The sequence below is a fragment of the Streptomyces sp. NPDC006393 genome, assembly GCF_040628575.1.
In the GTDB taxonomy this organism is placed as follows: domain Bacteria; phylum Actinomycetota; class Actinomycetes; order Streptomycetales; family Streptomycetaceae; genus Streptomyces.
This window is the reverse complement of sequence record NZ_JBEXZD010000086.1, coordinates 12,085-36,596: the sequence shown is the minus strand read 5'-3', so window position 1 is coordinate 36,596 and position 24,512 is coordinate 12,085. Positions and strand designations below refer to the sequence as shown.

At 72.2% G+C, this 24,512-nt stretch carries 24 protein-coding genes; 5 read left to right on the top strand and 19 right to left on the bottom strand.

Features of this window, described 5'->3' with window-relative positions; translation table 11 throughout:
* The 16 genes from ABZ484_RS28275 to ABZ484_RS28200 all read right to left on the bottom strand — a co-directional run.
* Positions 1 to 293, bottom strand: a 293-nt coding sequence (locus ABZ484_RS28275) for a flavodoxin-dependent (E)-4-hydroxy-3-methylbut-2-enyl-diphosphate synthase (protein ID WP_358868750.1), incomplete at its 3' end; no start/stop codon positions are given.
* A 4-nt stretch (positions 294 to 297) separates the two neighbouring features.
* Positions 298 to 1,320, bottom strand: coding sequence for an adenosyl-hopene transferase HpnH (gene hpnH, locus ABZ484_RS28270; RefSeq protein WP_358868749.1), 1,023 nt, complete (start codon positions 1,318 to 1,320; stop codon positions 298 to 300).
* A 5-nt stretch (positions 1,321 to 1,325) separates the two neighbouring features.
* The gene (locus tag ABZ484_RS28265; RefSeq protein ID WP_358868748.1) at positions 1,326 to 1,970 is read right to left on the bottom strand and encodes a 1-hydroxy-2-methyl-2-butenyl 4-diphosphate reductase; all 645 of its coding nucleotides are present in this window, start codon (positions 1,968 to 1,970) and stop codon (positions 1,326 to 1,328) included.
* Entirely contained in the window at positions 1,970 to 3,994 is a 2,025-nt protein-coding gene (gene shc, locus ABZ484_RS28260; RefSeq protein WP_358868747.1) for a squalene--hopene cyclase, read from the bottom strand. The genes ABZ484_RS28265 and shc overlap by 1 nt, the downstream gene beginning before the upstream one ends.
* Before the next feature lie 116 nt (positions 3,995 to 4,110).
* Entirely contained in the window at positions 4,111 to 5,250 is a 1,140-nt protein-coding gene (locus ABZ484_RS28255) for a polyprenyl synthetase family protein (protein WP_358868746.1), read from the bottom strand.
* Positions 5,247 to 6,758: a hydroxysqualene dehydroxylase HpnE gene (gene hpnE / locus ABZ484_RS28250; RefSeq protein WP_358868745.1), complete on the bottom strand. Its 1,512-nt coding sequence runs from the start codon at positions 6,756 to 6,758 to the stop codon at positions 5,247 to 5,249. Before hpnE ends, ABZ484_RS28255 begins: the two co-directional genes overlap by 4 nt.
* Positions 6,755 to 6,895 (bottom strand): DUF6380 family protein, encoded by a 141-nt coding sequence (locus ABZ484_RS28245; RefSeq protein ID WP_358868744.1) that lies wholly within the window; start codon positions 6,893 to 6,895, stop codon positions 6,755 to 6,757. The genes hpnE and ABZ484_RS28245 overlap by 4 nt, the downstream gene beginning before the upstream one ends.
* Positions 6,895 to 7,845, bottom strand: coding sequence for a presqualene diphosphate synthase HpnD (hpnD, locus tag ABZ484_RS28240; RefSeq protein ID WP_358868743.1), 951 nt, complete (start codon positions 7,843 to 7,845; stop codon positions 6,895 to 6,897). Before hpnD ends, ABZ484_RS28245 begins: the two co-directional genes overlap by 1 nt.
* A complete protein-coding gene (gene hpnC, locus ABZ484_RS28235; RefSeq protein WP_358868742.1) occupies positions 7,842 to 8,738 on the bottom strand; it encodes a squalene synthase HpnC in 897 nt (298 codons plus the stop codon). The genes hpnD and hpnC overlap by 4 nt, the downstream gene beginning before the upstream one ends.
* A 360-nt stretch (positions 8,739 to 9,098) precedes the next feature.
* Positions 9,099 to 9,911, bottom strand: coding sequence for an ABC transporter ATP-binding protein (locus ABZ484_RS28230; RefSeq protein ID WP_358868741.1), 813 nt, complete (start codon positions 9,909 to 9,911; stop codon positions 9,099 to 9,101).
* Positions 9,904 to 10,833 (bottom strand): ABC transporter permease, encoded by a 930-nt coding sequence (locus ABZ484_RS28225; protein ID WP_358868740.1) that lies wholly within the window; start codon positions 10,831 to 10,833, stop codon positions 9,904 to 9,906. Before ABZ484_RS28225 ends, ABZ484_RS28230 begins: the two co-directional genes overlap by 8 nt.
* A 103-nt stretch (positions 10,834 to 10,936) precedes the next feature.
* Entirely contained in the window at positions 10,937 to 11,830 is an 894-nt protein-coding gene (locus tag ABZ484_RS28220; RefSeq protein ID WP_358868739.1) for a glycosyltransferase, read from the bottom strand.
* Between the two features lie 5 nt (positions 11,831 to 11,835).
* Positions 11,836 to 12,615, bottom strand: coding sequence for a CDP-alcohol phosphatidyltransferase family protein (locus ABZ484_RS28215; protein ID WP_358868738.1), 780 nt, complete (start codon positions 12,613 to 12,615; stop codon positions 11,836 to 11,838).
* A complete protein-coding gene (locus ABZ484_RS28210; RefSeq protein ID WP_358868737.1) occupies positions 12,593 to 13,654 on the bottom strand; it encodes an iron-containing alcohol dehydrogenase family protein in 1,062 nt (353 codons plus the stop codon). Before ABZ484_RS28210 ends, ABZ484_RS28215 begins: the two co-directional genes overlap by 23 nt.
* On the bottom strand, positions 13,642 to 14,394 hold the full coding sequence (locus tag ABZ484_RS28205; RefSeq protein ID WP_358868736.1) for a phosphocholine cytidylyltransferase family protein: 753 nt from the start codon (positions 14,392 to 14,394) through the stop codon (positions 13,642 to 13,644). The genes ABZ484_RS28210 and ABZ484_RS28205 overlap by 13 nt, the downstream gene beginning before the upstream one ends.
* Positions 14,391 to 16,199: a DUF5941 domain-containing protein gene (locus ABZ484_RS28200; RefSeq protein WP_358868735.1), complete on the bottom strand. Its 1,809-nt coding sequence runs from the start codon at positions 16,197 to 16,199 to the stop codon at positions 14,391 to 14,393. The genes ABZ484_RS28205 and ABZ484_RS28200 overlap by 4 nt, the downstream gene beginning before the upstream one ends.
* 504 nt (positions 16,200 to 16,703) lie before the next feature.
* On the opposite strand from ABZ484_RS28200, the gene ABZ484_RS28195 reads away from it, so the two are divergent.
* Both ABZ484_RS28195 and idi read left to right on the top strand, forming a co-directional pair.
* Entirely contained in the window at positions 16,704 to 17,636 is a 933-nt protein-coding gene (locus tag ABZ484_RS28195; RefSeq protein WP_358868734.1) for a cation diffusion facilitator family transporter, read from the top strand.
* 210 nt (positions 17,637 to 17,846) lie between these two features.
* Positions 17,847 to 18,437 carry an isopentenyl-diphosphate Delta-isomerase gene (gene idi, locus ABZ484_RS28190; protein WP_358868733.1) on the top strand — a complete coding sequence of 197 codons (591 nt, stop codon included), beginning with the start codon at positions 17,847 to 17,849 and terminating at the stop codon, positions 18,435 to 18,437.
* An 81-nt stretch (positions 18,438 to 18,518) separates the two neighbouring features.
* Here the strand turns inward: idi and ABZ484_RS28185 are convergent, their stop codons facing one another.
* Positions 18,519 to 19,022, bottom strand: coding sequence for an ATP-binding protein (locus ABZ484_RS28185; RefSeq protein ID WP_358868752.1), 504 nt, complete (start codon positions 19,020 to 19,022; stop codon positions 18,519 to 18,521).
* A gap of 264 nt (positions 19,023 to 19,286) precedes the next feature.
* Here ABZ484_RS28185 and ABZ484_RS28180 point away from each other — a divergent pair, with 264 nt between their 5' ends.
* A complete protein-coding gene (locus ABZ484_RS28180) occupies positions 19,287 to 20,042 on the top strand; it encodes an enoyl-CoA hydratase/isomerase family protein (protein WP_358868732.1) in 756 nt (251 codons plus the stop codon).
* On the opposite strand, the gene ABZ484_RS28175 is transcribed toward ABZ484_RS28180, so the two are convergent.
* Positions 20,029 to 20,664 carry a DJ-1/PfpI family protein gene (locus ABZ484_RS28175; protein ID WP_358868731.1) on the bottom strand — a complete coding sequence of 212 codons (636 nt, stop codon included), beginning with the start codon at positions 20,662 to 20,664 and terminating at the stop codon, positions 20,029 to 20,031. The genes ABZ484_RS28180 and ABZ484_RS28175 overlap by 14 nt on opposite strands.
* 51 nt (positions 20,665 to 20,715) lie before the next feature.
* Positions 20,716 to 21,675, bottom strand: a complete 960-nt coding sequence (locus ABZ484_RS28170) for a GlxA family transcriptional regulator (RefSeq protein ID WP_358868730.1) — start codon at positions 21,673 to 21,675, stop codon at positions 20,716 to 20,718.
* A gap of 152 nt (positions 21,676 to 21,827) precedes the next feature.
* Between ABZ484_RS28170 and ABZ484_RS28165 the strand changes: the two genes are divergently transcribed.
* Entirely contained in the window at positions 21,828 to 21,959 is a 132-nt protein-coding gene (locus ABZ484_RS28165) for an LPFR motif small protein (RefSeq protein WP_358868751.1), read from the top strand.
* Positions 21,960 to 22,103: 144 nt separating this feature from the next.
* Positions 22,104 to 24,494: a Tex family protein gene (locus tag ABZ484_RS28160; RefSeq protein WP_358868729.1), complete on the top strand. Its 2,391-nt coding sequence runs from the start codon at positions 22,104 to 22,106 to the stop codon at positions 24,492 to 24,494.
* Positions 24,495 to 24,512 lie beyond the last annotated feature (18 nt).

The window sequence follows — 24,512 nt, the reverse complement described above, 5'->3', positions numbered from 1 at the left end:
TGGATGTCCGCGATCACCGGAATCTGCGACTTGCGCGCGATGGTCGCCAGCGCGTCCGCGTCGTCCTGCGTCGGACAGGCCACCCGCACGATCTGACACCCGGACGCGGTCAGCTCCGCGATCTGCTGCAGCGTGGCACCGACATCCGACGTACGCGTCGTCGTCATCGACTGCACCGACACCGGAGCCCCGCCCCCGACCGCCACCGGCCCGACGTGAATCTGCCGCGACACGCGCCGCTCGGCGATCGGCCGGGCCGGTACCTCGGGGAGGCCCAAGGGAATGGCCGTCATGGCGTCAGTCCCGGTTTCCGGAGACGGTCTCGCGCATGGCGCGCAGGGACTCCTTCAGGGACCCCATGGTGGCCAGGACGGCGGTGGGCTCGTAGCCGCAGTGCGCCATGCAGTTGTCGCAGCGCGGGTCCTTGCCGCGACCGTACTTGTCCCAGTCGGTCTTCTCGATGAGTTCCCGGTACGTCGGGACGTAGCCGTCGCTCATCAGGTAGCAGGGGCGCTGCCAGCCGAAGAGCGAGTAGTTCGGGATGGCCCACGCCGTGCAGGGGAAGTCGACCTTGCCCTCGAGGAAGTCGAGGAACAGCGGGGAGTGGTTGAGCCGCCAGCGGCGGCGGTTACCGCCCGCGAAGGCCTTCTTGAACAGCTCCCGGGTCTGTGTCACGCCCAGGAAGTGCTCCTGGTCGGGCGCCTTCTCGTAGGCGTAGGCGGGCGAGATCATCATCTCGTCGACCTTGAGGTCGTCGTTGAGGAAGTTGAGCACCTCGACGACGGTCTGCGGGGTGTCGGTGTTGAAGAACGTGGAGTTGGTGGTCACCCGGAAGCCGCGCCGCTTGGCCTCCTTGATGGCCTCCACCGCCTCGTCGAACACGCCCTCCTTGGCCACCGACTCGTCGTGCCGCTCGCGCAGCCCGTCGATGTGCACGGCGAAGGCGAAGTACGGCGAGGGCTTGAACTTGTCCATCTTCTTGCGCAGCAGCATGGCGTTGGTGCACAGGAAGACATACTTCCGCTTGGCCACCAACTGGCGCACGATCTCATCGATCTGAGGATGCATCAGGGGCTCGCCGCCCGCGATGGACACCATCGGCGCACCGGACTCCAGTACCGCTCCCACGGCCTGGGCGACCGGCATGCGCTGCTTGAGCACCCCGGCCGGGTGCTGGATCTTGCCGCAGCCCTCGCACTTCAGATTGCAGGCGAAGAGCGGTTCGAGCTCCACGATCAGCGGGAACTTGTCCCGCTTGCGCAGCTTCTGTTCGGCAAGGTATGTAGCGACCTTGATGGACTGGCGCAGCGGCATGGCCATCTGGCTCACCTCCTGGGGAGCAGCACATTACGGTGCCATTCAAAGAAAGTCGGTAGGACGGAACGAAGAACGCGGAAAGCCGATATTCCACCGCGCACCGTGCCGATACGGACGAGTTCGTGTTCCGGAGCGTCCACGACCACACGGACGGCCGCAACCGGGCGCGCGCCCGTGCGCACGGCGCTCACCAGCGTGGCCGCGGACTCCATGTCGACCGCGATCGCGCCGGTGGCACGCAGTTCGGACCGCTCGTCGTGACCGCGGACGACGTGGTCGGAGCCGGTGAGCGGCCCGGTGTGGACGGTGCGGCCGGGCAGGGTGCGGGTGAGTTCCTTGACGAGCAGTTCGGTGCCGACGCAGGGGACGGTCCCGCGCGGGTCCCGGGTCTCCTCGGCGACGACCAGGTCGCCGGGGTGCATGCCGGGGGCGAGTCCGGCGCAGAAACCCGTGGCCAGCACGGCGGCCCGGCTCAGCACCGGGTCGGCGAGGACCCGGGTGACGGACCGTTCCGCCGCCCTGGGTCCCATGCCGGTGCGCAGCACGGTCACCGGCCCGCCCGCCCCGCTGCGGTCGCTCATGCGCAGGGCGAGGTGCTCGATGCCGAGCGCGCAGGCGATCAGCAGCGGGGCCGGGGCGGGCTGTGTGGTCATCAGCCCCCCTTGGCCTCGGCGGGGGGCTTCTCCCCTCGGAGCCGGTCGGCGAAGGGTTCGCCGTGGACGTACCGGCCGAGCGCGGTGAGCGGGAAGACCTGCCGGTAGAGGTGGTAGTTGATGGAGAAGTCCCACGGGAAGCCGGTGCCGGTGAAGTACGGCTCGTCCCAGGAACCGTCCTCCCGCTGGGTGGCGGCGAGCCACTCGATGCCGCGCTCGACCGCCTTGGACTCCTGCTCCCCCGCCGCGAGCAGGGCCATCAGCGCCCAAGCGGTCTGCGAGGCGGTGGAGGCGCCCTTGCCGCTCCACTCCTTGACGTACTTGTAGGAGCGCAGGTCCTCGCCCCAGCCGCCGTCGTCGTTCTGCACGCTCTCCAGCCAGGCCACCGCGCGGCGGATCGCCGGGTGGGAGCCGGGCAGGCCGGCGGCGGTCAGGGCGGGGACGACGGACCCGGTGCCGTAGACGTAGTTGACGCCCCAGCGGCCGAACCACGAGCCGTCCGGTTCCTGTTCGGCCAGCAGCCACTGGATGCCGCGCCGGGTGCGCGGGTCGTGGGACAGGCCCTCGACCGCGAGCATCTCCACCACGTGCGCGGTGACGTCGGCCGACGGCGGGTCGATGACCTCGCCGAAGTCACAGAAGGGCAGCCGGTTGGGGAAGGGGCTGGTGTTGTCGACGTCGAAGGCGCCCCAGGCCCCGTTCTTCGACTGCATCCCGAGGTTCCAGCGGACGCCGCGCCCGATCGCCTTCTCCAGCCGCTCCGGGTCGTGGTGCCTGACCCGGCGCAGCGCGAGGACCACCTCGGCCGTGTCGTCGATGTCGGGGTAGTTGTCGTTGTGGAACTCGAACGCCCAGCCGCCCGGCGGCAGCCCCGGGCGGCGCACCGACCAGTCGCCCGGGCGCACGATCTGCTCGCCGAGCATCCAGTCGGCGGCCTTCACCAGCTGCGGATGGTCGGCGGGCACACCCGCGTCGGCGAGCGCGATGGTGGCCAGGCAGGTGTCCCACACCGGCGACTGGCAGGCCTCGATCATCCGGGCGCCGTCCTCGCGCCACACGGCGAAACGGTCCAGCGACTGAAGGCCCGCGCGCATCACCGGGTGTTCGAGGTCGTAGCCCAGCAGGTGCAGCGCGATGACCGAGTACACGGCCGGGGGCTGGATGCCGCCCCAGCAGCCGTCGTTCTCCTGCCGTTCGATGATCCAGCGGGCGGCGGTGTTCATGGCGGCCCGGCGCAGCCGCTTCGGGGCGACCTTGCGGTAGGCGTGCAGGGCCTTGTCGATGCGCTGGAAGGCACCGTCCCAGCTGGCGGCCGGGGCGAGCGGCCGGGGCGGGTTGGGCACCTCGGGGTCGGTGTGCAGCTCGTCGAGCGGGAAGGGCGCGGGGCGCACCGGCCGCTTGGCGGAGACGATGGTGAGCGGCACGATGGTCTGCCGGGCCCAGCAGCCGAAGTCGTAGATGTTGAGCGGTACCCAGGTCGGGAAGTAGATGAGTTCCGGCGGGAGTTCGGGCAGGTCCTCCCACTTCCACCAGCCGAACAGGGCGAGCCAGATCCGGGTGAAGACGCGGGAGGCGACGATGCCGCCCTGCTCGCGGACCCACGCGGAGGCCTTCGCCATGTGGGGGGCGTCGGGGGCGTCGCCGGCCAGGCGGAGGGCGACGTAGGCCTCGATGGTGGTGGACAGCTCGCCGGGGCCGCCGTAGAAGGTGGCCCAGGTGCCGTCCTCACGCTGCTCGCCGCGGATGAAGAGGGCGGCGGCGCGGGTGGTCTCCTCGTCCCTGATGCCGAGGAACTGGCGCAGCAGCAGGTCCTCGGCGTCCATCGTGACGTTGGTCTCGAGGTCGCCCTTCCACCAGCCCTCGGCGTCCTGCCGGGAGAGCAGGAAGTCGGTGGCGCGCCGGACGGCGTGGGCGGCGGCTTGGTGTACCCCGGCCGCCTCGGGGGTGGTGAGTGCGGTGTCGCTGGCCGCGGCAGCGCGGGTCGGCAGTGTCGCCCCGGTGCTTCCGTCGGTCGTCGCTGTCATGGCTTCCCCTTCGTGCAGTCGTGCAAGTCGTGCTGCTGTGGGTCCGCCGTCGGCCGGTGCCCGATACCTTCCGGGACCGGCCGGCGACTACGCGAGGGTGCTTCGACCGATAGTGATCATCTCTTTCGTACGACGACGAAGTCCGCGAGCGCCGTGAACGCGGCCCGTACCCGGTCGGGCATGTCGACGACGTCGAGGGCTTCGATGGCGATGGTGTGCTGACGGCGCGCCTCCTCGGCCGTCCACCCGCGTCCGCCGGCCTCCTCGATGAGGGCGGCGCGGGCCGCGAACTCCTCCTCGGAGAAGTTCTCGAAGTCGCTGCTCTTGGCGTCGGCGGCGAGGATCTCGCCGAGCCGCTCGGAGGCTTCTCCACCCGCCGCGAGGGCGGCCACGACCGGCAGGGACTTCTTGCGCTGGCGCAGGTCGCTCCAGGTCTGCTTGCCGGTGGCGTCCGGGTCGCCCCAGATTCCGAGGAGGTCGTCGACGGCCTGGAAGGCCAGGCCGAGGTGGTAGCCGTACTTCTCCAGCGCGTCGGCGGTCGCGTCGTCGGCGCCGCCGAGCACCGCGCCGATGGAGCAGGCGCAGGCGAGCAGCGCGCCGGTCTTGTTGCCCTCCATCTCCAGGCACTCGGCGACGCTGACCCGGTCGCGGTGCTCGTAGGAGATGTCCTGGGCCTGGCCGTCGATCAGGGCGCGGGTGGCGCTGGTCAGCCGGCGGGTGGCGCGGCCGGCCTCGACGGTGCCGAGCTCCAGCAGGACCTCGTTGGCCAGCGCGAACAGGGCGTCGCCGACGAGGATGGCCTGGGCGGGTCCGTGCACCTTCCAGACGGTGTCGCGGTGGCGGCGCTGTTCGTCGCCGTCCATCAGGTCGTCGTGCAGCAGCGAGAAGTTGTGGACGAGTTCGACGGCGACCGCGCCGGGCACGCCGACCTCGGGGGCGGCGCCGGTGACCTCGGCGGAGAGCACGGCCAGGGCGGGGCGCACGGCCTTGCCGCCGTCCCCGTGCGCCGGGTTGCCCGCGGCGTCGATCCAGCCGAAGTGGTAGGCGGCAACGGTGTCCATGGGAGGGGCCAGCCGGTCGACGGCGGCCCGCAGGACCGGCGTGGCCAGGGTCCGGCCGCGCTCCAACAGCGCGGTCACGTCCACCGCGGTCCTCCGAGCGGCCGTCGGGGCCGGGGACTCAGTGGGCACAGTCTCTCCTCTTGTCGCGGTGCCGGAGGTGCGGGGGCCTGCCGCGGGTTGCTGGTCGACCTTCATCGGATCCCCCCTCGCACGGACGCTCCGGTCACGTCCGGGCGTCGGCCGGGAGGCCGGGGGATGTCTCCCGGCGAGGGCCGGGAGGCCGTCTCCTCGAACGCGAACAGACGGCTCGGTCGGGGCCGGCCCAGGGCGCTCAGCGCGGCGTCCGCCGCGCCGACACCACTGCGGACCGCACTCTCCATGGTCGCGGGCCACCCGGTGGCGGTCCACGCTCCGGCCAGGTACAGGCCGGGGGCCTTGGTGCGGGCGCCGGGCCGCAGCCGCCCGACGCCGGGGGACGGCGCGAACGTCGCCGTGCGCTCCCGGGTCACGAAGAAGTCGAGCACCTCGGCGTCGCGTGCGGGGGGCAGCATCCGCCTCAGCTCGGGCAGATAGCGCTCGCGCAGTACGGCGACGGGCGCGTCGATCTCGTCCTGGGCCACCGACTGGGACAGCGCCAGGTACTGACCGCGCTTGAGCCCGGAGGCCTCGGTGCGGTCGAAGACCCACTGCACGGGGGTGCCGAGGGCGGTGACGAAGGGCCGGGTGAGCACCGTGCGGTCGTAGACGACATGGATGTTGAGGATCGGTGCGGTGCCGATGGCCAGCAGCCGCTCGGGGGCGTCCAGGGCGCCCGCCGGCAGCAGGTCGTACGCCTCGCGCTGGGGTACGGCGAGGACGACCGCGTCGGCGTCGATCCGTTCGCCGGGAACCTGAACGCTCCAGCCGCCGTTCTCGTTTGTGGAGACGGAGGTGACGCGTGAACGGACCTCGGTACGAACGCCCGCGGAGTCGAGCGCCTTGCGGGCCAGACGGTCGTGCAGTTCGCCCAGCGGGACGCGGGCCCAGCCGATGTCGGCCGCTCCCGGGTCGGACAGCAGACCGGTCTTGAACACCATCGCGGCCAGCCCCAGTGAGGCGTCGGAGGCGACCGCGTTGAGGGTGGCGACCCCTACGAGGTCCCACAGTGCCTCGACGGCACGCGCCGACTGGCCGTGCGCGGCCAGCCAGCTGCCGAAGTCCTGGGCGTCCAGGGCCGGGTCGGCCGGGTCGAGGGCCTTCAGGGCGAGCGCGGCACGCCCGACACGGGCGCGCTCGGCCAGGGACAGGTGCGGGTAGGTGGCGAGGCTGCGCCCCAGGTGCAGGGGTACGGGCAGCGGGTCTCGCCGGAGTCTGCCGAGCCGGCGTCCCTCGGGCCGGTCCAGGTCGAGGACGGGCACGTCGAGGCGGTCCTGGAGCGGGGCGAGCGCGGTGCCGCCGATGCGGTCGAGGAACCAGCGGTAGGCGGTGCAGCAGCGCAGGTACACGTGCTGGCCGTTGTCGACGGTGAGGTCGCCGCGCCGGAAGGAGAAGGCGAGGCCGCCCAGGCGCGGCCGGCCCTCCAGCAGGGTCACGCGGACACCGGCGTCGGCGAGCGCGAGCGCGGCGGTCAGGCCCGCCAGGCCACCGCCGATCACCACCGCATGCCGTCCGGAGGGTGCTGAGGCCGTGGTGAGGGTGGCGTCCGGTCGTGTGCCGTCGGTCATCGGGCGCCCTCCCCTGTGCGTCCGCCGCGGTGCGCGGGTGCGCCGCGGCCGGCCGTCGCCGTCAGTGACGCGGTCCGGGTCCGCGGGGTTGCCCGCGGGCGGCCGGCCGGAGGGCCGGTCTGGATGCGCTCGGCCATCAGGCGCGCCTCCTGAGGGTCTGCCGGGTCACGTGCCGGGTGTCCAGTCCGGACAGCCCGCGCACGGCGACGTACGCCTTCTCGCGTCCGGGCAGGGAGACCCGGCCGCGCAGCACGGCCTCCGGCTCGCGCTCGATGCGGTCGAGCAGGCGGCGGTAGATGCCGGCCATGGCGGCCACGCACGCCCCGCTGCGCCGGTCGAGCATGGGCAGCAGCTGGTAGCCCTCGGCGAACAGGGCGCGGGCGCGCCGTACTTCGAAGTGGACCAGGCCGGCGAAGTCGGAGCCCTCCGGCGGGGTCGGGCCGTGGAATCCGGCCGAGCAGCCGAACTTGGCCAGGTCGTCGGCGGGCAGGTAGGTGCGGCCGTCCGCGGCGTCCTCGCGGATGTCTCTGAGGATGTTGGTCAGTTGCAGCGCCAGGCCGAGCGTGTCGGCGTACTCGGGGGCGCGTTCGGCGCCGCGCGCGCCCGGTTCGGTGCCGAAGACGCCGAGGGAGAGCCGTCCGATGGCGCCGGCCACGCAGCGGCAGTAGACCTTCAGGTCGTCCCAGGTCTCGTAGGTCTCGCCGCGCACGTCCTTCAGGACGCCGTCGATGAGTTCGTCCAGGCCGCCGAGCGGGATCGGGAAGGCGTGGGAGGCGTGGGCGAGGGCGACCGCCACGGGGTCGGTGTCGTCGTCCTCGACGGCGCCGTCGCGGATGCGGTCGAGCAGCGCCCGCGTGTCCTGCAACCGGGCGACCTTGACCTCGTCCGCCAGCGCGCCGTCGCCGATGTCGTCGACGCGCCGGGAGAACGCGTACAGCGCCGACATCGCGCGCCGCTTGGGCGTGGGCAGCAGCCTGATGCCGTAGGCGAAGTTGCGGGCCTGCTGTCCGGTCACGGCCTCGCAGTAGCTGTAGGCGGCGAGTACCGGTGCGGACGCGTGCTGTTCCGACTCCACGGCCCGGATCACCCCTCTCCTCGCAGAGTCACGCCCACCTCGCGCAGCAACTGGACCTTGCCGGGCTTGGGCGGGCCGGGAAGTACGTCGTATTCGGCGGCGGCGATCGCGCCGATCGCCGCCCTTCCCCCCGCCACGAACCCCGCGAGCAGCAGCTTCAACCTGCCGTGGACGCTACCCACCAGGGGGGCGCCTTCATTCAGGAGTTCACGGGCGCGTTCCGCTTCGTACGCGACCAGGGCGCGCACCGATGCGCCCGCGGTGGGCGTGGCGAGGTCCGTCTCCTGGACGTGAAAGCGTTTCATGTCCTCGGCGGGCAGGTAGACGCGGTCGCGGCCGAGGTCCTCCTTGACGTCCTGGAGGTGCTCGACGATCTGGAGGGCGGTGCAGATCGCGTCGGACCGGCGGATCCGCTCGGGGGTGGAGGTTCCGGTGACGGCGAGGACGAGGCGGCCGACGGGGTTGGCGGACAGTTCGCAGTAGGCGAGGAGGTCGTCGTAGGTCTCGTAGCGGGAGACGAGCTGGTCCTGGCGGTTGGCGGCGATCAGGCCGAGGAACGGCTCGGGGGTCAGCGCGCGGCGGCGGGCGGTGGGCTGGAGCCGGCGCAGCAGGGGGTGGCGCGGCGTGCCGTCGAAGACCCGGCGCAGATCGGCCTCGAAGGCGTCGAGCAGGACCAGCCGGTCCGAGGCCTCCTCGGGCGACACGCCGAGCAGGCGCGCGTCGGCGCCGCCGGGGGCCAGATCGCCGTCGCCGATGTCGTCGACCAGTCGGGCGAAGCCGTAGACGGCCATGAGGTCGAGGCGCCAGGCACGGGGCAGGAAGAACGGTGCCACGGGGAAGTTCTCGCCCGCGGCCTTGTCGAGGGTGGCGCGCTCCGGATGGAGCGCCGCTCTTGTTCGCGTCATCGTCCGCTGCCCGGGGCGTGGACGGCACATGCTGCGTTGAGCTGGGGAGTTTCCGTAGCCATTGCCGTCACATCTCCCGTTCTACACTGCCGACCCAACACACACTATTTCGGACACGCCGCCCGGCCGCCCGGGCGGCGGCCCTGGCGGAGGGTGTCGCGCATTATCTCCCCACTTGCCGCTTTCCGGGACCGGTACAGCTTACGTTGTACAACGCAGCGAGACTCACGGGGGTGTCCCGCAGATCACAACAACACACCGATCGATGTCAAGATTCCTTGGCTCCACGGGAGTTGACCTTTCCTTTGCAGACGCCGGGCCCCACCGGAACAGTTCCGGTGGGGCCCGTCGAGGCGCAGGCTACTTGCCCGTGAACTTCTCGTACTCCTTCAGCACCTCTTCGGTGGGCCCGTCCATGCGGAGTTCCCCGCGCTCCAGCCACAACACCCGGTCACAGGTGTCCCGGATCGACTTGTTGTTGTGGCTCACCAGGAAGACCGTGCCGGCCTCCTTGCGCAGCTCCCGGATGCGCTCCTCGGACCGCCGCTGGAAGGCGCGGTCACCGGTGGCCAGCGCCTCGTCGATCATGAGGACGTCGTGGTCCTTGGCGGCGGCGATGGAGAACCGCAGCCGGGCCGCCATGCCGGAGGAGTACGTCCGCATCGGCAGCGTGATGAAGTCGCCCTTCTCGTTGATGCCGGAGAAGTCGACGATGTCCTGGTAGCGGGACCGGATCTCCTCGCGCGACATGCCCATGGCGAGGCCGCCCAGGATGACGTTGCGCTCGCCGGTGAGGTCGTTCATCAGTGCCGCGTTCACGCCGAGCAGCGAGGGCTGGCCGTCGGTGTAGACCCTGCCCCTCTCGGCGGGCAGCAGGCCGGCGATGGCACGCAGCAGGGTGGACTTGCCGGAGCCGTTGGAGCCGATGAGGCCGATGGCCTCGCCGCGGTAGGCGACGAAGGACACGCCCTTGACGGCGTGCACCTTGCGCACGCCCCGCGCCGAGTCGTCGGAGCCCCGCTTGACGATGCGGCTGAGGGCGGCGGTGGCGCTGCCCTTGCCGGACTTGGCGCCGTTGACGCGGTAGACGATGTGCAGCTCGTCCGCGATGACGGTGGGGACCCGTGCCCCGTCCCTGCGCGCGGCGTCCCTGCCGGAGTTCTGCTCAGCCACGGCCGTACCTCTCCTCCGCCTTCCAGAAGTACACGAAGCCGCCGCCGAAGACGACCACGGCCCAGCCCACGGCGAGGGCCCACACGTGCGGCGGGAGGTTCGAGGCGCCGTAGCCGTCGATCAGCGCGAAGCGGATGAGGTCCATGTAGACCGCGGCGGGGTTGGCCTGCATCACGCGGATCACCCAGTCCGGCTTCCCGGCCAGCATGCCGTTGATGGAGAACATGACGCCCGACGCGTACATCCAGGTGCGCATGACGAACGGCATGAGCTGGGCGAGGTCGGGGGTCTTGGCCCCCATCCGGGCCAGGATCAGGGCCAGGCCGGAGTTGAACAGGAACTGAAGCGCCAGCGCCGGGACGACGAGCAGCCAGGACAGGCGCGGATAGCTGCCGAACCCGACCGTCACGACGACGACCACGACCATCGAGAACAGCAGCTGCTGGAGCTGCTGGAGCGCGAACGAGATCGGCAGCGAGGCGCGCGGGAAGTGCAGCGCGCGCACCAGGCCCAGGTTGCCGGAGATGGCCCGCACGCCCGCCATGACCGAGCTCTGCGTGAAGGTGAACACGAACACACCGGTCACCAGGAACGGGATGTACGCGCCGTGGCTCATGCCCCGGCTGGCCTTGAGGATGAGGCCGAAGATGAAGTAGTAGACGGCCGCGTTCAGCAGCGGGGTGGCCACCTGCCAGACCTGGCCGAGCTTGGCCTGGCTGTACTGGGCGGTCAGCTTCGCCTGGGAGAAGGCCAGGATGAAGTGGCGTCGGCCCCACAGCTGGCGTACGTACTCCATGAGCGGGGGCCGGGCGCCGCTGACGGCCAGCCCGTACTTGGCGGCGAGCCGGTCCGCCGGGAGCCCCTCGTCGGGCGACGGAGCCGCGCCGAGGGCGACGCCGCCGTCATGCGTTGTCTCACTCACAAGTGGATACTTTCGTCTTCGAGATGCGCGGCCCGTGCGGGTCACGGGCGTGGCGCGAGCACGGCCGGCGGCGGCCGGCCGGTGCTCCCAGGGAACGAGCTTGTCAGATGACCGGCGGCCGGCCCAGTCGGGTGAGCCGCCACACCGTACGCCACTTCATGGGCCGGCGCGGCCCGCACGGCGCGGTCCACCCCTCCCTGAAGCCCCCGAACCAGGCCTTCAGGGCCGGGCGCGAGGGGCGGCGGGCGAGGGTGAGCAGCAGCCAGACCCCCAGGTAGACCGGCACCAGCGGGGCCGGCAGGTTGCGGCGGGCGAGCCAGACCCGGTTGCGGGCGACCATGCGGTGGTAGACCGCGTGCCGCGAGGGCGCCGTCGTCGGGTGGTACAGCACCATGTCGGACCGGTAGTCGATCATCCAGCCCGCGTCGAGGGCCCGCCAGGCCAGGTCGGTCTCCTCGTGCGCGTAGAAGAACTCGTCCGGCAGCCCGCCGACGTCCGCGAACACCTTCGTGCGGACGGCGTTGGCGCCGCCGAGGAAGGTGGTGACCCGGGAGGAGCGCATCGGGTCGGAGGCCCGCAGCCGCGGCACATGGCGGCGCTGGGTCTGCCCGGTCTCCGGGTCGGCGATGCGGAAGCTGATGATGCCCAGCTCCGGGTCGGCCGCGAACGCCTGCCGGCACAGCTCGGCGGTGTCGTGGCGCGCGAGCAGGCCGTCGTCGTCGAGGAAGAGCAGGATGTCGGCGTCCCGGCCGCCCGGGCCGAAGGCCTCGATGCCGACGTTGCGGCCGCCGGGGATGCCCAGGTTCTCGGGCAGCTCGATGGTCCGGACACCCGATGAGAACTCCGAGACGTCCGGCACGGGCGAGCCGTTGCCGACGACCACCACCTCGACGGGGTCGCCGTCCTGCTTGGCGACCGAGTCGAGCAGGGCCCTGAGCTCGTCGGGGCGGTTGCCCATGGTGATGACGACGGCCCCGACCTTCGGCGACCTGGCCACGGCGCTCACCTCAGCCTGCTGGAAGCGAGGATGGACACCAGGTGCAGCAGCGTCTGCACCAGCGCGATGCCGGCCAGCACCGCCGTGCCGAGCCGGGTGAAGAACAGATCCCCCCGGGCCTGGTCGACGATCGCGAGGACCAGGATCAGCAGCGAGGCCTCGATCCCGAGGATCAGCCGGTGGAACTTCAGGGCCGCCGCGGCCCGGCGGGCCAGCGCCATCCCGGACGAGCGCGGTTCGGCCGCGGCCTCCTTCACCGGCGGCAGGCCGCCCTGGTGGCGGGCGACGCCGACGAGGTCGGTCTCGGCCTTGATCAGGATCGCGCCGAGCGCGGCCAGGGTGCCCAGGAAGGCCCACAGCCAGTCGATCCGCCCGCCGCCCCACAGGTCGGCGGCGCGCAGCCCCAGCCCGACGAGGACCGCCGCGTCGGTGAGATAGGCCCCGACCCGGTCCAGGTAGACGCCGCCGAGCGAGAACTGCTGCTTCCAGCGCGCGACCTCGCCGTCGACGCAGTCCAGCAGCAGGTACAGCTGGACCGCCACCACGCCGAGCACGGCGCCCCAGATCCCCGGCACCAGCAGGGCCGGGGCGGCGAGGACGCCGAACACGGTCATCAGGTAGGTGAGCTGGTTGGGCGTGATCCTGGTGCCCACCAGGTAGCGGTCGATCCGCAGGGACACCTCGCGCATGTAGAGGCGTCCCGCCCAGTGCTCGCCGCTGCGCCGGTCCTTGACCCCCGCGGGGTGGACGACCGGTCTGAGTTCAGCTACCGATGGCCTTGACATAGTCGGCGTAGAGGTCCTTGATCTGGTCGGTCTTCAGGTCGAGGTGTTCGAGGATCGTGTAGCGGCCGGGCCGGGTCTCCGGGGCGAACTCCACCACGCGGACGAACTCGTCCACGGTGAAGCCGATCTCCTCCGGCAGCACGGGCAGCCCATGGCGGCGCAGCACATCGGCCATGAAGGCCGACTCCTCGCGGGCCCCGCGCAGGTACATCGCGAAGGCCGCGCCCAGTCCGCACTGCTCGCCGTGGCTCGCGGCGCGCTGCGGGAACAGCAGGTCGAAGGCGTGGTTGATCTCGTGGCAGGCCCCGGAGGACGGCCGTGAGTCGCCCGACACCGACATGGCGATGCCGCTGAGCACCAGCGCCTCGGCCAGCACCTGGAGGAAGCCGTTGTCGCCGATGCCGCCCGGGTGGCGCAGCACGGCCTCGCCGGCCTGCCGGGCCATGGCGGCGGCGAGGCCGTCTATCTTCTCGCCGTTGACCCGGTTGGCCAGCTCCCAGTCCGCGACCGCGGAGATGTTCGAGACGGCGTCCCCGATGCCGGAGCGCACGAAGCGCACCGGGGCCTCGCGGATGACGTCCAGATCGATGACCACCGCGATCGGGTTCGGCACGCCGTACGAGCCGCGGCCCGCGTCGTTGTCGAGGGTGGCGACCGGGGAGCACAGACCGTCGTGGGCGAGGTTCGTGGGCACGGCGACCAGCGGCAGGCCGACGCGCGCGGCGGCGAACTTGGCGCAGTCGATGATCTTTCCGCCGCCGAGGCCGACCACGGCGTCGTAGCGTCCCGACTTCATCTGGCCCGCCAGCCGGATGGCGTCGTCGAGGGTTCCGCCGCCGACCTCGTACCAGGTGGCACCGGGCAGCGACGGCGCGATCCGCTCGCGCAGCCGGGCACCCGAGCCGTTGCTGACCGCGACGGCCAGGCGCCCCGAGTGCGAGACGCGCTCGTCGGCGAGCACGCTCGCCAGGTCGTTCAGGGCACCCGCGCGGATGTCGACGGCGACCGGCGTCGGGATGAGCCGGGTCAGTACTGGCACGCGATCTCCCGGCCCTTGGCGAGGTCGTCGTGGTTGTCGATCTCGACCCACTTCACGTCGCCGATCGGGGCCACGTCGATCGTGAAGCCGCGGTCGACGAGCTCCTGGTAGCCGTCCTCGTAGTACAGCTGCGGGTCGCGCTCGAAGGTCGCCTTCAGCGCGTCGGCCAGCTCCTCGGCCGCCTCGCCCTCGATCAGGGTGACGCCGATGTACTCGCCGGTCGCCTCGGCCGGGTCCATCAGCTTGGTGATCTTCCGGACGCCCTTGGCGGGGTCGGCGACGACCTTCATCTCCTCGTCGGCGAGCTGCTTGACCGTGTCCAGGGCCAGGATGATCTTCTTGCCATCGCCGCGGGCGGCCAGCAGGGTCTTCTCGACGGAGACCGGGTGGACGGTGTCGCCGTTGGCGAGGATCACGCCGTCCTTCAGGGCGTCACGGCCGCACCACAGGGAGTAGGCGTTGTTCCACTCCTCGGCCTTGTCGTTGTCGATCAGGGTGAGCTTGACCCCGTACTTCTGCTCCAGGGCCGCCTTGCGCTCGTACACGGCCTCCTTGCGGTAGCCGACGATGACGCCGACCTCGGTCAGGCCCACCTCGGCGAAGTTGCCCAGCGTGAGGTCCAGCACCGTCAGGCTGTCCTCCGCGCCCTCGGGCCCCACCGGCACCAGCGCCTTGGGCAGGGTGTCGGTGTAGGGGCGCAGACGCCGTCCGGCGCCGGCCGCCAGCACGAGGCCGATCATGCGGGTTCTCCTTCGTCGTGTACAGCGGGCGCCCCTGCGGACACCCAGAAGCGGATGCTCTCGGTGAGCACCACCACGGCCACGAGCACGGCGAGCGCCGTGAGCGCGACCTTGAACTGAGCAGCGGTGAGCAGTGCGGCAAGCACGGTGACGAGCAGCGTCCGCCCCTCCTGCCCCCCTATGGCGCGCACCAGCGGGGCCGGTGGCGCTCCGGCGTCGCCGCGGATGCGGTACACCGTGTCGTAGTGATGGTAGGCGACGGCCGCAACCAGCCCGAAAGCCGCCGGCAGCGCTCCGTTCACGTCGGCTTCGGCGGCCAGTGCCAGTACGGTGCCGTACTCGGCGGCGCGGAAGAACGGCGGGACCAGCCAGTCCAGGGTGCCCTTGAGGGGGCGCGCGACGGCGAGGGCCGAGGTGAGGACGTACACGACGGCGCCGAGCACCGGCCAGGGGCCGCCGAACCCGGTCAGGGCGGCGGTGCCGGTGACGGCGAGGCCGCCGAGGAGGGCGAGGGCCGGCGGGAGGAAGCCGGGCAGCCGGCGGGCGGGCCTCCTGAACAGACGGCTCAGGCCCTCGGTGAGCAGTCCGCCGTCCGCGAGGTCGGCGAGCGCCCGCGCGGCGCGGTCGGTGCGGGTGGCCCTGCGGGTCAACGAGCGCAGGACGCGGCCCGCGGTCGTGTACGTCGCCGCGAAGGCGCAGCCGATGAGCAGCGCGTAGAAGGTGATGCGGGGGGTGGTGGCCGCCGTGAGAACCGCGATCATCGCCCAGCGCTCGCCGATGGGCAGGACGATCATCCGGCGCAGCCAGACCGTCCAGCCGACGCTGTCGAGTCTGTCGGAGAGGGCGGCGGTGGGGCTGGTGTTGGCGGTGGCGTCGTGGTTGGCCTCGGTGAAGGAGAAGTCGACGACGTGCCGGCAGGTCTGCAGGACCATGGCGCCGAGCGCGAGGGCCCACACGTCGTCGCCGCCACGGGCGGCGCCGAGGGCGAGTCCGGCGTAGTAGGCGTACTCCTTGGCCCGGTCGAAGGTGGCGTCCAGCCAGGCGCCGAGCGTGGAGTACCGCAGCGAGTAGCGGGCGAGCTGTCCGTCGGTGCAGTCCAGGACGAACGAGGCGATCAGGAGCACTCCGGCGGCGACGAACCCGCCGCGGGTGCCGGTGGCGGCGCAGCCGGCCGCTATGAGCGCGGTGATCAGGGACGCGGTGGTGACCTGGTTGGGGGTCAGGCCGCGGCGTGCGCACCAGCGGGCGATGTAGCGGGAGTACGGGCTGATGAAGAAGGTGGTGAAGAAGCCGTCGCGGGCCTTCACGGCCGACTTCAGTCGGACCGCCTCCTCGTCCACGGCGGAGACGGCCTGCCGTGCCTCGTTGCGGGCCTGCGGGTCGGCGGGGACGACGGCGACGAGGCTGCCGAGCTCGGGACGGTGCACGCCGGCGCCGTCGGCCTCCAGGGCCGCGGTGATGCGGTCGGCGAGGCTGTCGACCGCGACCGCGGTGCCGCCGCCGGCGGAGTTCTCCCGGGCCATCGCGCGGGTCAGCGCCTGCCGGCCGGCCGGCTGCGCGGTCACGGCGCCGGGGACGGCGGCGAGCGGGTAGCGCGGATCGGTCAGCCCGAGGCGCAGGGCGTGCAGATGGCCGACGAACCCGGCGTCGACGACGGCGACCCGCTGATCGCCTGGCACCTGCGCGAGCAGGGTCTCCGCGGCGGAGACGTCGACGGCGATCCGCACGTCGAAGCCGAGTGACAGCAGATCGCCCTCGATCGACGATCCGGGCACCGGCCGGCCGGTGAGGATGGCGGTCGACAACCGAACTCACTCCCTGGTACCGACGCGTCCGCGCCGGTCATGTTCACGATGGAAGGCGCCGTTCGCCCGTGGCACCCCGGCGGCATGTCGGCAGAGGCTATCGGATGCTCGGAATCCCGCGTTCACCGGCCGTTCACGGGCCGATCGACGGGGCATGCCGCAGGCCCTGGCCGCGATCATCATCGTCGATCGGACGGCCGGGCCACAAACTCCGCACCAGATCGGGCATTCCCCCCACACCACACATGCCCTCCGCCTGGTTCCTGGGCGCCGGAGCGGATCGGAAGGGGCGGAAGGGACATCGGAAGGGAAGCGGGAACAGGTCTGCCCGGCGTGGCAGGGGTGGCGGCCGCACCGCGGCGGCCGACCGTCGCACCTCCTGACCTGCGCTTCGTTTGCGCAGGTCAGGGCACATGACAACGGTGTTCAGTGCCGCGTTGCCCAATACCCCCCACCCGTAGTTCACTGTGATCCCGGGCGGAACACAGGAGGGCGGTCAGTCTGATGGGGGCCGGTCACGACCACGGGCACACGCACGGCGCCGGCGGTACGGCCGCGGCGTCACACCGCGGCACACTGCGCGTCGCGCTGGCGATCACGCTCGCCGTGATGGTGGTGGAGATCGTCGGCGGTGTGCTCGCGGACTCGCTCGCGCTGGTCGCGGACGCCGCCCACATGGCGACGGACGCCCTGGGGCTCGGCATGGCGCTGCTGGCGATCCACTTCGCGAACCGGCCGCCGAGCCGGAACCGCACCTTCGGCTACGCGCGGGCCGAGATCCTCGCCGCGCTCGCCAACTGCCTGTTGCTGCTCGGTGTCGGCGGCTACGTCCTGTACGAGGCCGTCCAGCGGTTCCTCTCCCCGGCGGCCACCCACGGCGGGCTGATGATCGTGTTCGGTCTGATCGGCCTGGTGGCGAACTCGGTCTCCCTGACGCTCCTGATGCGCGGCCAGAAGGAGAGCCTGAACGTGCGCGGCGCGTTCCTGGAGGTCGCCGCGGACGCGCTGGGCTCGCTGGCGGTCATGATCTCCGCGGCCGTGATCCTCCTCACCGGCTGGCAGGCCGCCGACCCGATCGCCTCCCTCGCCATCGGCCTGCTGATCGTGCCGCGCACCGTCAAGCTGCTGCGCGAGACCCTCGACGTGCTGCTGGAGGCGGCCCCGAAGAACGTCGACATGTCCGAGGTACGGGCGCACATCCTGGCCCTGGACGGCGTCGAGGACGTGCACGACCTGCACGCCTGGACGATCACCTCCGGCCTTCCGGTGCTGTCGGCGCACGTGGTCGTCAGCTCCGAGGCGCTCAGCGCCATCGGCCACGAGAAGCTGCTGCACGAGTTGCAGGGCTGCCTCGGCCACCACTTCGACGTGGAGCACTGCACCTTCCAGCTGGAGCCGGGCGGGCACGCGGAGCACGAGGCCCGCCTGTGCCACTGAAGCCGCGCTCCGGCCGGACCGAAGACGCCCGGACGGTTCCGGGCGGGTCCGGCCGGGCACGATCACTTACCGGGTGCCGCTTCCGGCGTCCGAGCGGTGACGGCCGCCGTCCACGGCTGCGCGTGGGACATGCGGGTGTGCCGGGAAGTGCCGGGAGTGCCGGATTCGTGCGGCAGACTTGGGGCTCGAGGACCGATGCGAAGGATGGGTATGCCGATCACACCTGCCACCGCGACGCACAGCTCGTCGAACGGGACCGCGGACGCGATCTTGCTGGAACTCGTCGACGAGGACGGCGTGACGATCGGCACCGCGGAGAAGCTCGCCGCCCATCAGCCGCCGGGGCGGCTGCACCGCGCCTTCTCCGTGTTCCTCTTCGACGAGCACGGCCGGCTGCTGCTCCAGCAGCGGGCGCTCGGCAAGTACCACTCCCCGGGTGTCTGGTCCAACACCTGCTGCGGCCATCCGTACCCGGGCGAGGCGCCCTTCGCGGCGGCGGCCCGGCGGACGTACGAGGAGCTCGGGGTCTCCCCCTCGCTGCTGGCCGAGGCGGGCACCGTCCGCTACAACCACCCGGACCCGGTGTCGGGTCTGGTGGAGCAGGAGTACAACCACCTCTTCGTCGGTCTGGTGCAGGCCGCGCTGCGGCCGGACCCGGAGGAGGTCGGCGAGACGGCGTTCGTGACGCCCGCGGAGCTCATGGAGCGGCACGCAACGGAGACGTTCTCGTCCTGGTTCATGACGGTGCTGGACGCCGCGCGTCCCGCGATCAGGGAGCTGACGGGCCCGGCGGGCTGGTGAGCGCGCGGGGCGGAACACTCACCGGACCGGGGGACGCGGTCACCGAACCGAGGGGCGCGGTCACCCGGCCGGGTGGCGCGGTCACAGCACGGGTTTGAGCGGCAGGGCGGCCCAGATCACCTTGCCGCCGCTCGCCGTGTGCTCCACGTCGCAGACCCCGCCCGCCTCCCGGGCGATCTCCCGGACCAGCAGGAGCCCGCGCCCGCCGGTGCGCCCGTGGTCGGTCTCCAGCGCGGTCGGCCGGTAGGGGTGGTTGTCCTCCACGGACACCCGCAGCCACTCGGCGCCGACGGCGACCTCCACCGCCAGCATCGGGGACAGCACGGCCGCGTGCCGCACGGCGTTCGTGACCAGTTCGGACACGATCAGCAGCAGCCCGTGGACCAGGTCGTCCGAGGCCGGTACCCCCTGGCGGCACAGCAGGTCCCGCACGGCGTGCCGGGCCTGCGGAACCGAGGCGTCGACGGCGGGCGCGGTGAACCGCCAGACCCCCTCGTACGGCGGCGGATCCGGCGGCCGGGCGTCCAGGTAGGCCTCCGCGCCGCCCGCTGGGCGCGACCCGTCGCCGCGCCCGTGGTTGTCCATCGCCCAGTCGCCGCCCTCGCGCTCGATTGTCACCACACGTCGAGTGTTGGTAACGCGGCGCCCGACCCCAAGGACTGAACGCAAGTCAGCTGGTTTCCATCGCTTTCCGACCGTTTGCGCATGACCTGGTCGTGGCGGCGACCGTTCCTGCCCGGTCCGCGCCGCCTTCGGGAACTCTTCGGGTTGTACGTGCCGTCATCACCCCCGGTCCGGGCCCAGCACCCCGGTGAGCAAGCGCTTGGACCGGCGGATAGCATCCGGCCCATGGAGCCCCAGTTGTCCCACCGGGTCGCCGGCTCGGTCGCCACCGTCGTCGTCCGCCATCCGGCCAAGCGCAACGCCATGACGGCCGCGATGTGGCGGGCGCTGCCGCCGCTGCTGGACGGGCTGGCCCGTGACCCTGCGGTGCGGGCGCTGGTGCTGACCGGGGAGGGCGCGACCTTCTGCGCGGGTGCCGACATCTCCACGCTCCAGGGCTCGCCGCAGGAGGCGCAGGGGCTGTCGGTGGCGGCCGAGGAGGCGCTCGCCGCGTTCCCCAAGCCGACGCTCGCCGCCGTGCGCGGTCACTGCGTCGGCGGCGGCGCCCAGCTCGCGGCGGCCTGTGACCTGCGGCTGGCCGAGGAGGGGGCACTGTTCGGGGTGACCCCCGCGAAGCTCGGCATCGTCTATCCGGCGTCCTCCACCCGGCGGCTGGTGTCGCTGGTGGGGCCGGCCACCGCGAAGTACCTGCTCTTCTCCGGCGAGCTGATCGGCACGGAGCGGGCGCTGCGCACCGGACTCGTCGACGAGGTGCTGCCCGAGGGCGACCTGGACAAGCGCGTCGCGGAGCTGACCGCGATCCTGGTGTCCCGTTCCCAGCTGACCCAGGCCGCGGCCAAGGAGTTCGCGAACGGCCGGACCGACCGGGACGCGCACTGGGCCGAACAGGCGGCCGGCGGCAGCGACACCGCCGAAGGGGTCGCCGCGTTCCTGGAACGCAGGCAGCCGCGCTTCACCTGGAGTGCGCCTACGACAGGATGAAGCGGCTCCTGGCGCGCCACTCCTCGACCAGGCGGGCCGGCGCCTTGTGCGGGGAGCCCGCGTCGTAGGGCGGCTGCGGGTCGTACTCGGTCAGCAGCTGGACCGACATGGCGTAGTCGTCGCCCGCCAGGGTGCCCAGCAGGGTCAGACCCATGTCGATGCCGGAGGACACGCCGGCCGCGGTGACGTACTTGCCGTCCACGACCACCCGCTCGCCCGTCGGTTCGGCCCCGAAGCGCGGGAGCTGGTCCAGGGCCAGCCAGTGGGAGGTGGCGCGGCGGCCGTTCAGGAGCCCGGCGGCGGCCAGCAGCAGGGAACCCGTGCACACGGACGTGGTCCAGGTACTGGTGGCGTCCGCGGCGCGCAGCCAGTCCAGCAGGGCCTGGTTCTCCATCTGCGGGCTCTGGCCGGGACCGCCGGGCACGACCACGATGTCGGGGGACGGCACGTCGGCCAGGGTCCGGTCGGCGGTGATCGCGAGCTGCCCGGTGTCGGTACGGACCGGTCCGGTCCGCTCGGCGACGAAGACGGTGTCCGCGCCGGGGAGGCGGCCCAGGGTCTCGTAGGGGCCGACGGCGTCGAGGGCGGTGAAGCGGTCGTAGAGGACGATGGCGATCTGCACGGGTCTTCCCTTCGGTCGGTGGTGCCGTGGCGGTTTGATCAGGCGGGTGGATCAGGTGACGGGCGCGGGGCGGAAGCGGCGCCGGTACTCCGCGGGTGAGGTGCCGAGGGCGCGCAGGAAGGCGCGCCGCATCGCCTCGGGTGTGCCGTAGCCGCTGGCGCGGGAGATCTCCTCGATGCCGCCTGCGGTGTCCTCCAGCAGGCGGCGGGCGTGCTCGAGGCGGACCCGGTCGACGTACCGGCCCGGTGTCATGCCCGTCTCGGCCTGGAAGGCGCGGGCGAAGTGGCGCGGCGAGAGGGCGGCGCGGGCGGCCAGGGACTCGACGCTCAGGTCGCCGGCCGGGTGCTCGGTGATCCAGTGCTGGACGTCCCGCAGGGGTGCGCGCCGAGCCGTCTGCGCGGCGAGCTGGGCGCTGAACTGCGCCTGGTTGCCGGGCCTGCGCAGGAACACCACCAGGTGGCGGGCGACGGTGAGCGCGGCGTCCCGGCCCAGGTCCTCCTCGACGAGCGCGAGCGCCAGGTCGATGCCCGCGGTGACGCCGGCCGAGGTGGCCACATCGCCGTCGCGCACGAAGATCGGGTCGGGGTCGACCTCGACGGCGGGGTGCTGCCGGGCGAGGGTCTCGCAGTACGCCCAGTGCGTGGTGACCCTGCGGCCGTCCAGCAGGCCGGCGCGGGCGAGGAGGATCGCCCCGGTGCACACCGAGACGAGCCGCCGCGCGCGGGGGCCGGCCGCGCGCAGCCACTCCACCAGCCGCGGATCGGGCCGGCGGGTGCCCTCGCCGCCGGGCACGAGCAGGGTGTGCGGATCGGGCGCCTGGTCCAGGGACCCGTCGGGTACGACGGTCAGGCCGCTGGAGGTGCGGACGGGGCCGCCGTCGAGGGACGCCGTACGGACGCGGTACGTGCCCGGGCTGTGCCGCTCGGCACCGGAGAAGACCTCCACGGGTCCGGTGACGTCCAGGCTCTGCACGCCGTCGAAGAGGACGACGAGGAGGGTTCGCTGCGCCATGGCTCCGATTCTTCGCGGCCCCGCCGACGGCGGCAACGACGGATTTCCCACCTTTCCTGCCATGCGCACACCGATGCGCGGGCATGCCGGGCGGTCACAGCGGTACTCGTCCTCCTCCGGTCACCGGACCGGAGGAAGGAAGGGAGATGCCCGTGTTCCGTACCATCGCAGACGTGCTGCGGCAGATCGGCGGGGCGATCGCCACGGTGGTGACCCTGCCGTTCCGCGCCCTGGCCCGGCTCTTCGGCGGAGCCGCCGGCACGACACGCCGCAGCGGGGCCTGACCGGCCCGCGAGCGACGCCCGGCGGCGCGCGGGGCGGGCCCCGGCGGGATTCCGCCCCGCCGGGCCGCGCCCTGTCCGCCCGGCTGTCGGTGCCTCCTGTCACAATTGCGGCGCAAGTCGAAGCGGAGAAGGCGGTACGGGAACGTGACGACACCCGGGTCCCTCGGAGCAGGGTCCATCGAAGGCAGGATCGCCGAGGAGCTCGGCGTACGGGAGCGGCAGGTCAAGGCCGCCGTGGAGCTGCTCGACGGCGGTTCGACGGTGCCCTTCATCGCCCGCTACCGCAAGGAAGCGACCGAGATGCTCGACGACGCGCAGCTGCGCACGCTCGAGGAGCGGCTGCGCTATCTGCGGGAGCTCGAGGACCGCCGGGCGGCGATCCTGGAGTCGGTGCGCGAGCAGGGCAAGCTCACCGACGAGCTGGAGGCGCGGATCCGGGGCGCCGAGACCAAGGCGCGGCTGGAGGACATCTACCTGCCGTACAAGCCCAAGCGGCGGACCAAGGCGCAGATCGCCCGCGAGGCGGGCCTGGAGCCGCTGGCGGAGGGCCTGCTCGGCGACCCGAGCGTGGAGCCGCTCGCGGCCGCGGCCACCTTCGTGGACGCGGACAAGGGAGTGGCCGATCCGCAGGCCGCGCTGGAGGGGGCCCGGGCGATCCTCACCGAGCGGTTCTCCGAGGACGCGGACCTGATCGGCGAGCTGCGCGAGCGCATGTGGGTGCGCGGACGGCTGGCCGCCAAGGTGCGGGAGGGCAAGGAGGAGGCGGGCGCGAAGTTCGCCGACTACTTCGACTTCGCCGAGCCGTTCACCGAGCTGCCCTCGCACCGGATCCTCGCGATGCTGCGCGGCGAGAAGGAGGAGGTCCTCGACCTCGTCCTGGAGCCGGAGGAGGCCACCGACGGCCCGTCCTCGTACGAGGGCATCGTGGCGCACCGGTTCGGGATCGCCGACCGTGGCCGGCCCGCCGACAAGTGGCTCACGGACACGGTCCGCTGGGCCTGGCGCACCCGGATCCTGGTCCACCTCGGCATCGACCTGCGCCTGCGACTGCGGACGGCCGCCGAGGACGAGGCGGTGAACGTGTTCGCGGCCAATCTGCGCGACCTGCTGCTGGCCGCCCCGGCCGGCACCCGCGCGACGCTGGGCCTGGACCCCGGTTTCCGTACAGGTGTGAAGGTCGCCGTGGTGGACGCGACCGGCAAGGTCGTCGCCACGGACGTGATCCACCCGCACGTCCCGGCCAACCGGTGGGACGAGGCGATCGCCAAGCTGGCCCGACTCGCCAAGGAGCACGCGGTCGATCTGGTCGCGATCGGCAACGGCACGGCGTCCCGGGAGACGGACAAGCTCGCCGGTGAGCTGATCAGCAGGCACCCGGAGCTGAAGCTCACCAAGGTCATGGTGTCGGAGGCGGGCGCGTCCGTGTACTCGGCTTCGCAGTACGCCTCGCGGGAGCTGCCGGACATGGACGTGTCGCTGCGCGGCGCGGTCTCCATCGCGCGCCGCCTCCAGGATCCGCTGGCCGAACTGGTCAAGATCGATCCGAAGTCGATCGGCGTCGGCCAGTACCAGCACGACCTGTCCGAGGTGAAGCTGTCCCGCTCGCTGGACGCGGTGGTCGAGGACTGTGTGAACGGTGTGGGCGTGGACGTCAACACCGCGTCCGTGCCGCTGCTCGCGCGTGTCTCCGGCATCACCTCCGGGCTCGCCGAGAACATCGTGGCGCACCGGGACACCAACGGACCGTTCCGGTCCCGCGCGGAGCTGAAGAAGGTGCCGCGGCTCGGCCCGAAGGCCTACGAGCAGTGCGCGGGCTTCCTGCGCATCCGCGGCGGCGACGATCCGCTGGACGCCTCCAGCGTGCACCCGGAGGCGTATCCGGTGGTCCGCCGGATGGTGAAGACCTCCGGACAGGAGGTGGCCGCGCTGATCGGCAACACCGGGGTGCTGCGCTCGCTGAAGCCGGCCGACTTCGTCGACGACACGTTCGGCCTGCCGACGGTCACCGACATCCTGCGCGAGCTGGAGAAGCCGGGCCGCGACCCGCGGCCCGCGTTCAGGACGGCCACCTTCAAGGAGGGCGTGGAGAAGATCTCCGACCTGTCCTCCGGGATGGTCCTGGAGGGCGTGGTCACGAACGTGGCGGCCTTCGGGGCGTTCGTGGACGTCGGTGTCCACCAGGACGGTCTGGTGCACGTCTCGGCGATGTCGAAGACGTTCGTCAAGGACCCGCGGGACGTGGTCAAGCCGGGCGACATCGTCAAGGTGAAGGTGCTGGACGTCGACATCCCGCGCAAGCGGATCTCGCTGACGCTGCGTCTGGACGACGAGGCGGCGCCGCAGGAGCGGCAGGGCGGCGGCGAGCGCCGGCAGCGCGGCGGGCGCCCGCCGCAGCAGCGTCAGGGCCGCGGCGGCGGTGGCGGTGGCGGTGGCGGTGGTGGCGGTTCGCGCCAGGCGCCGCCGCCCGCCAACAGCGCGATGGCCGACGCCTTGCGCCGCGCGGGCCTGCTCGACTCGAAGAACGGCCGCCGCTGACGGCGGCCGAGAAGGGCC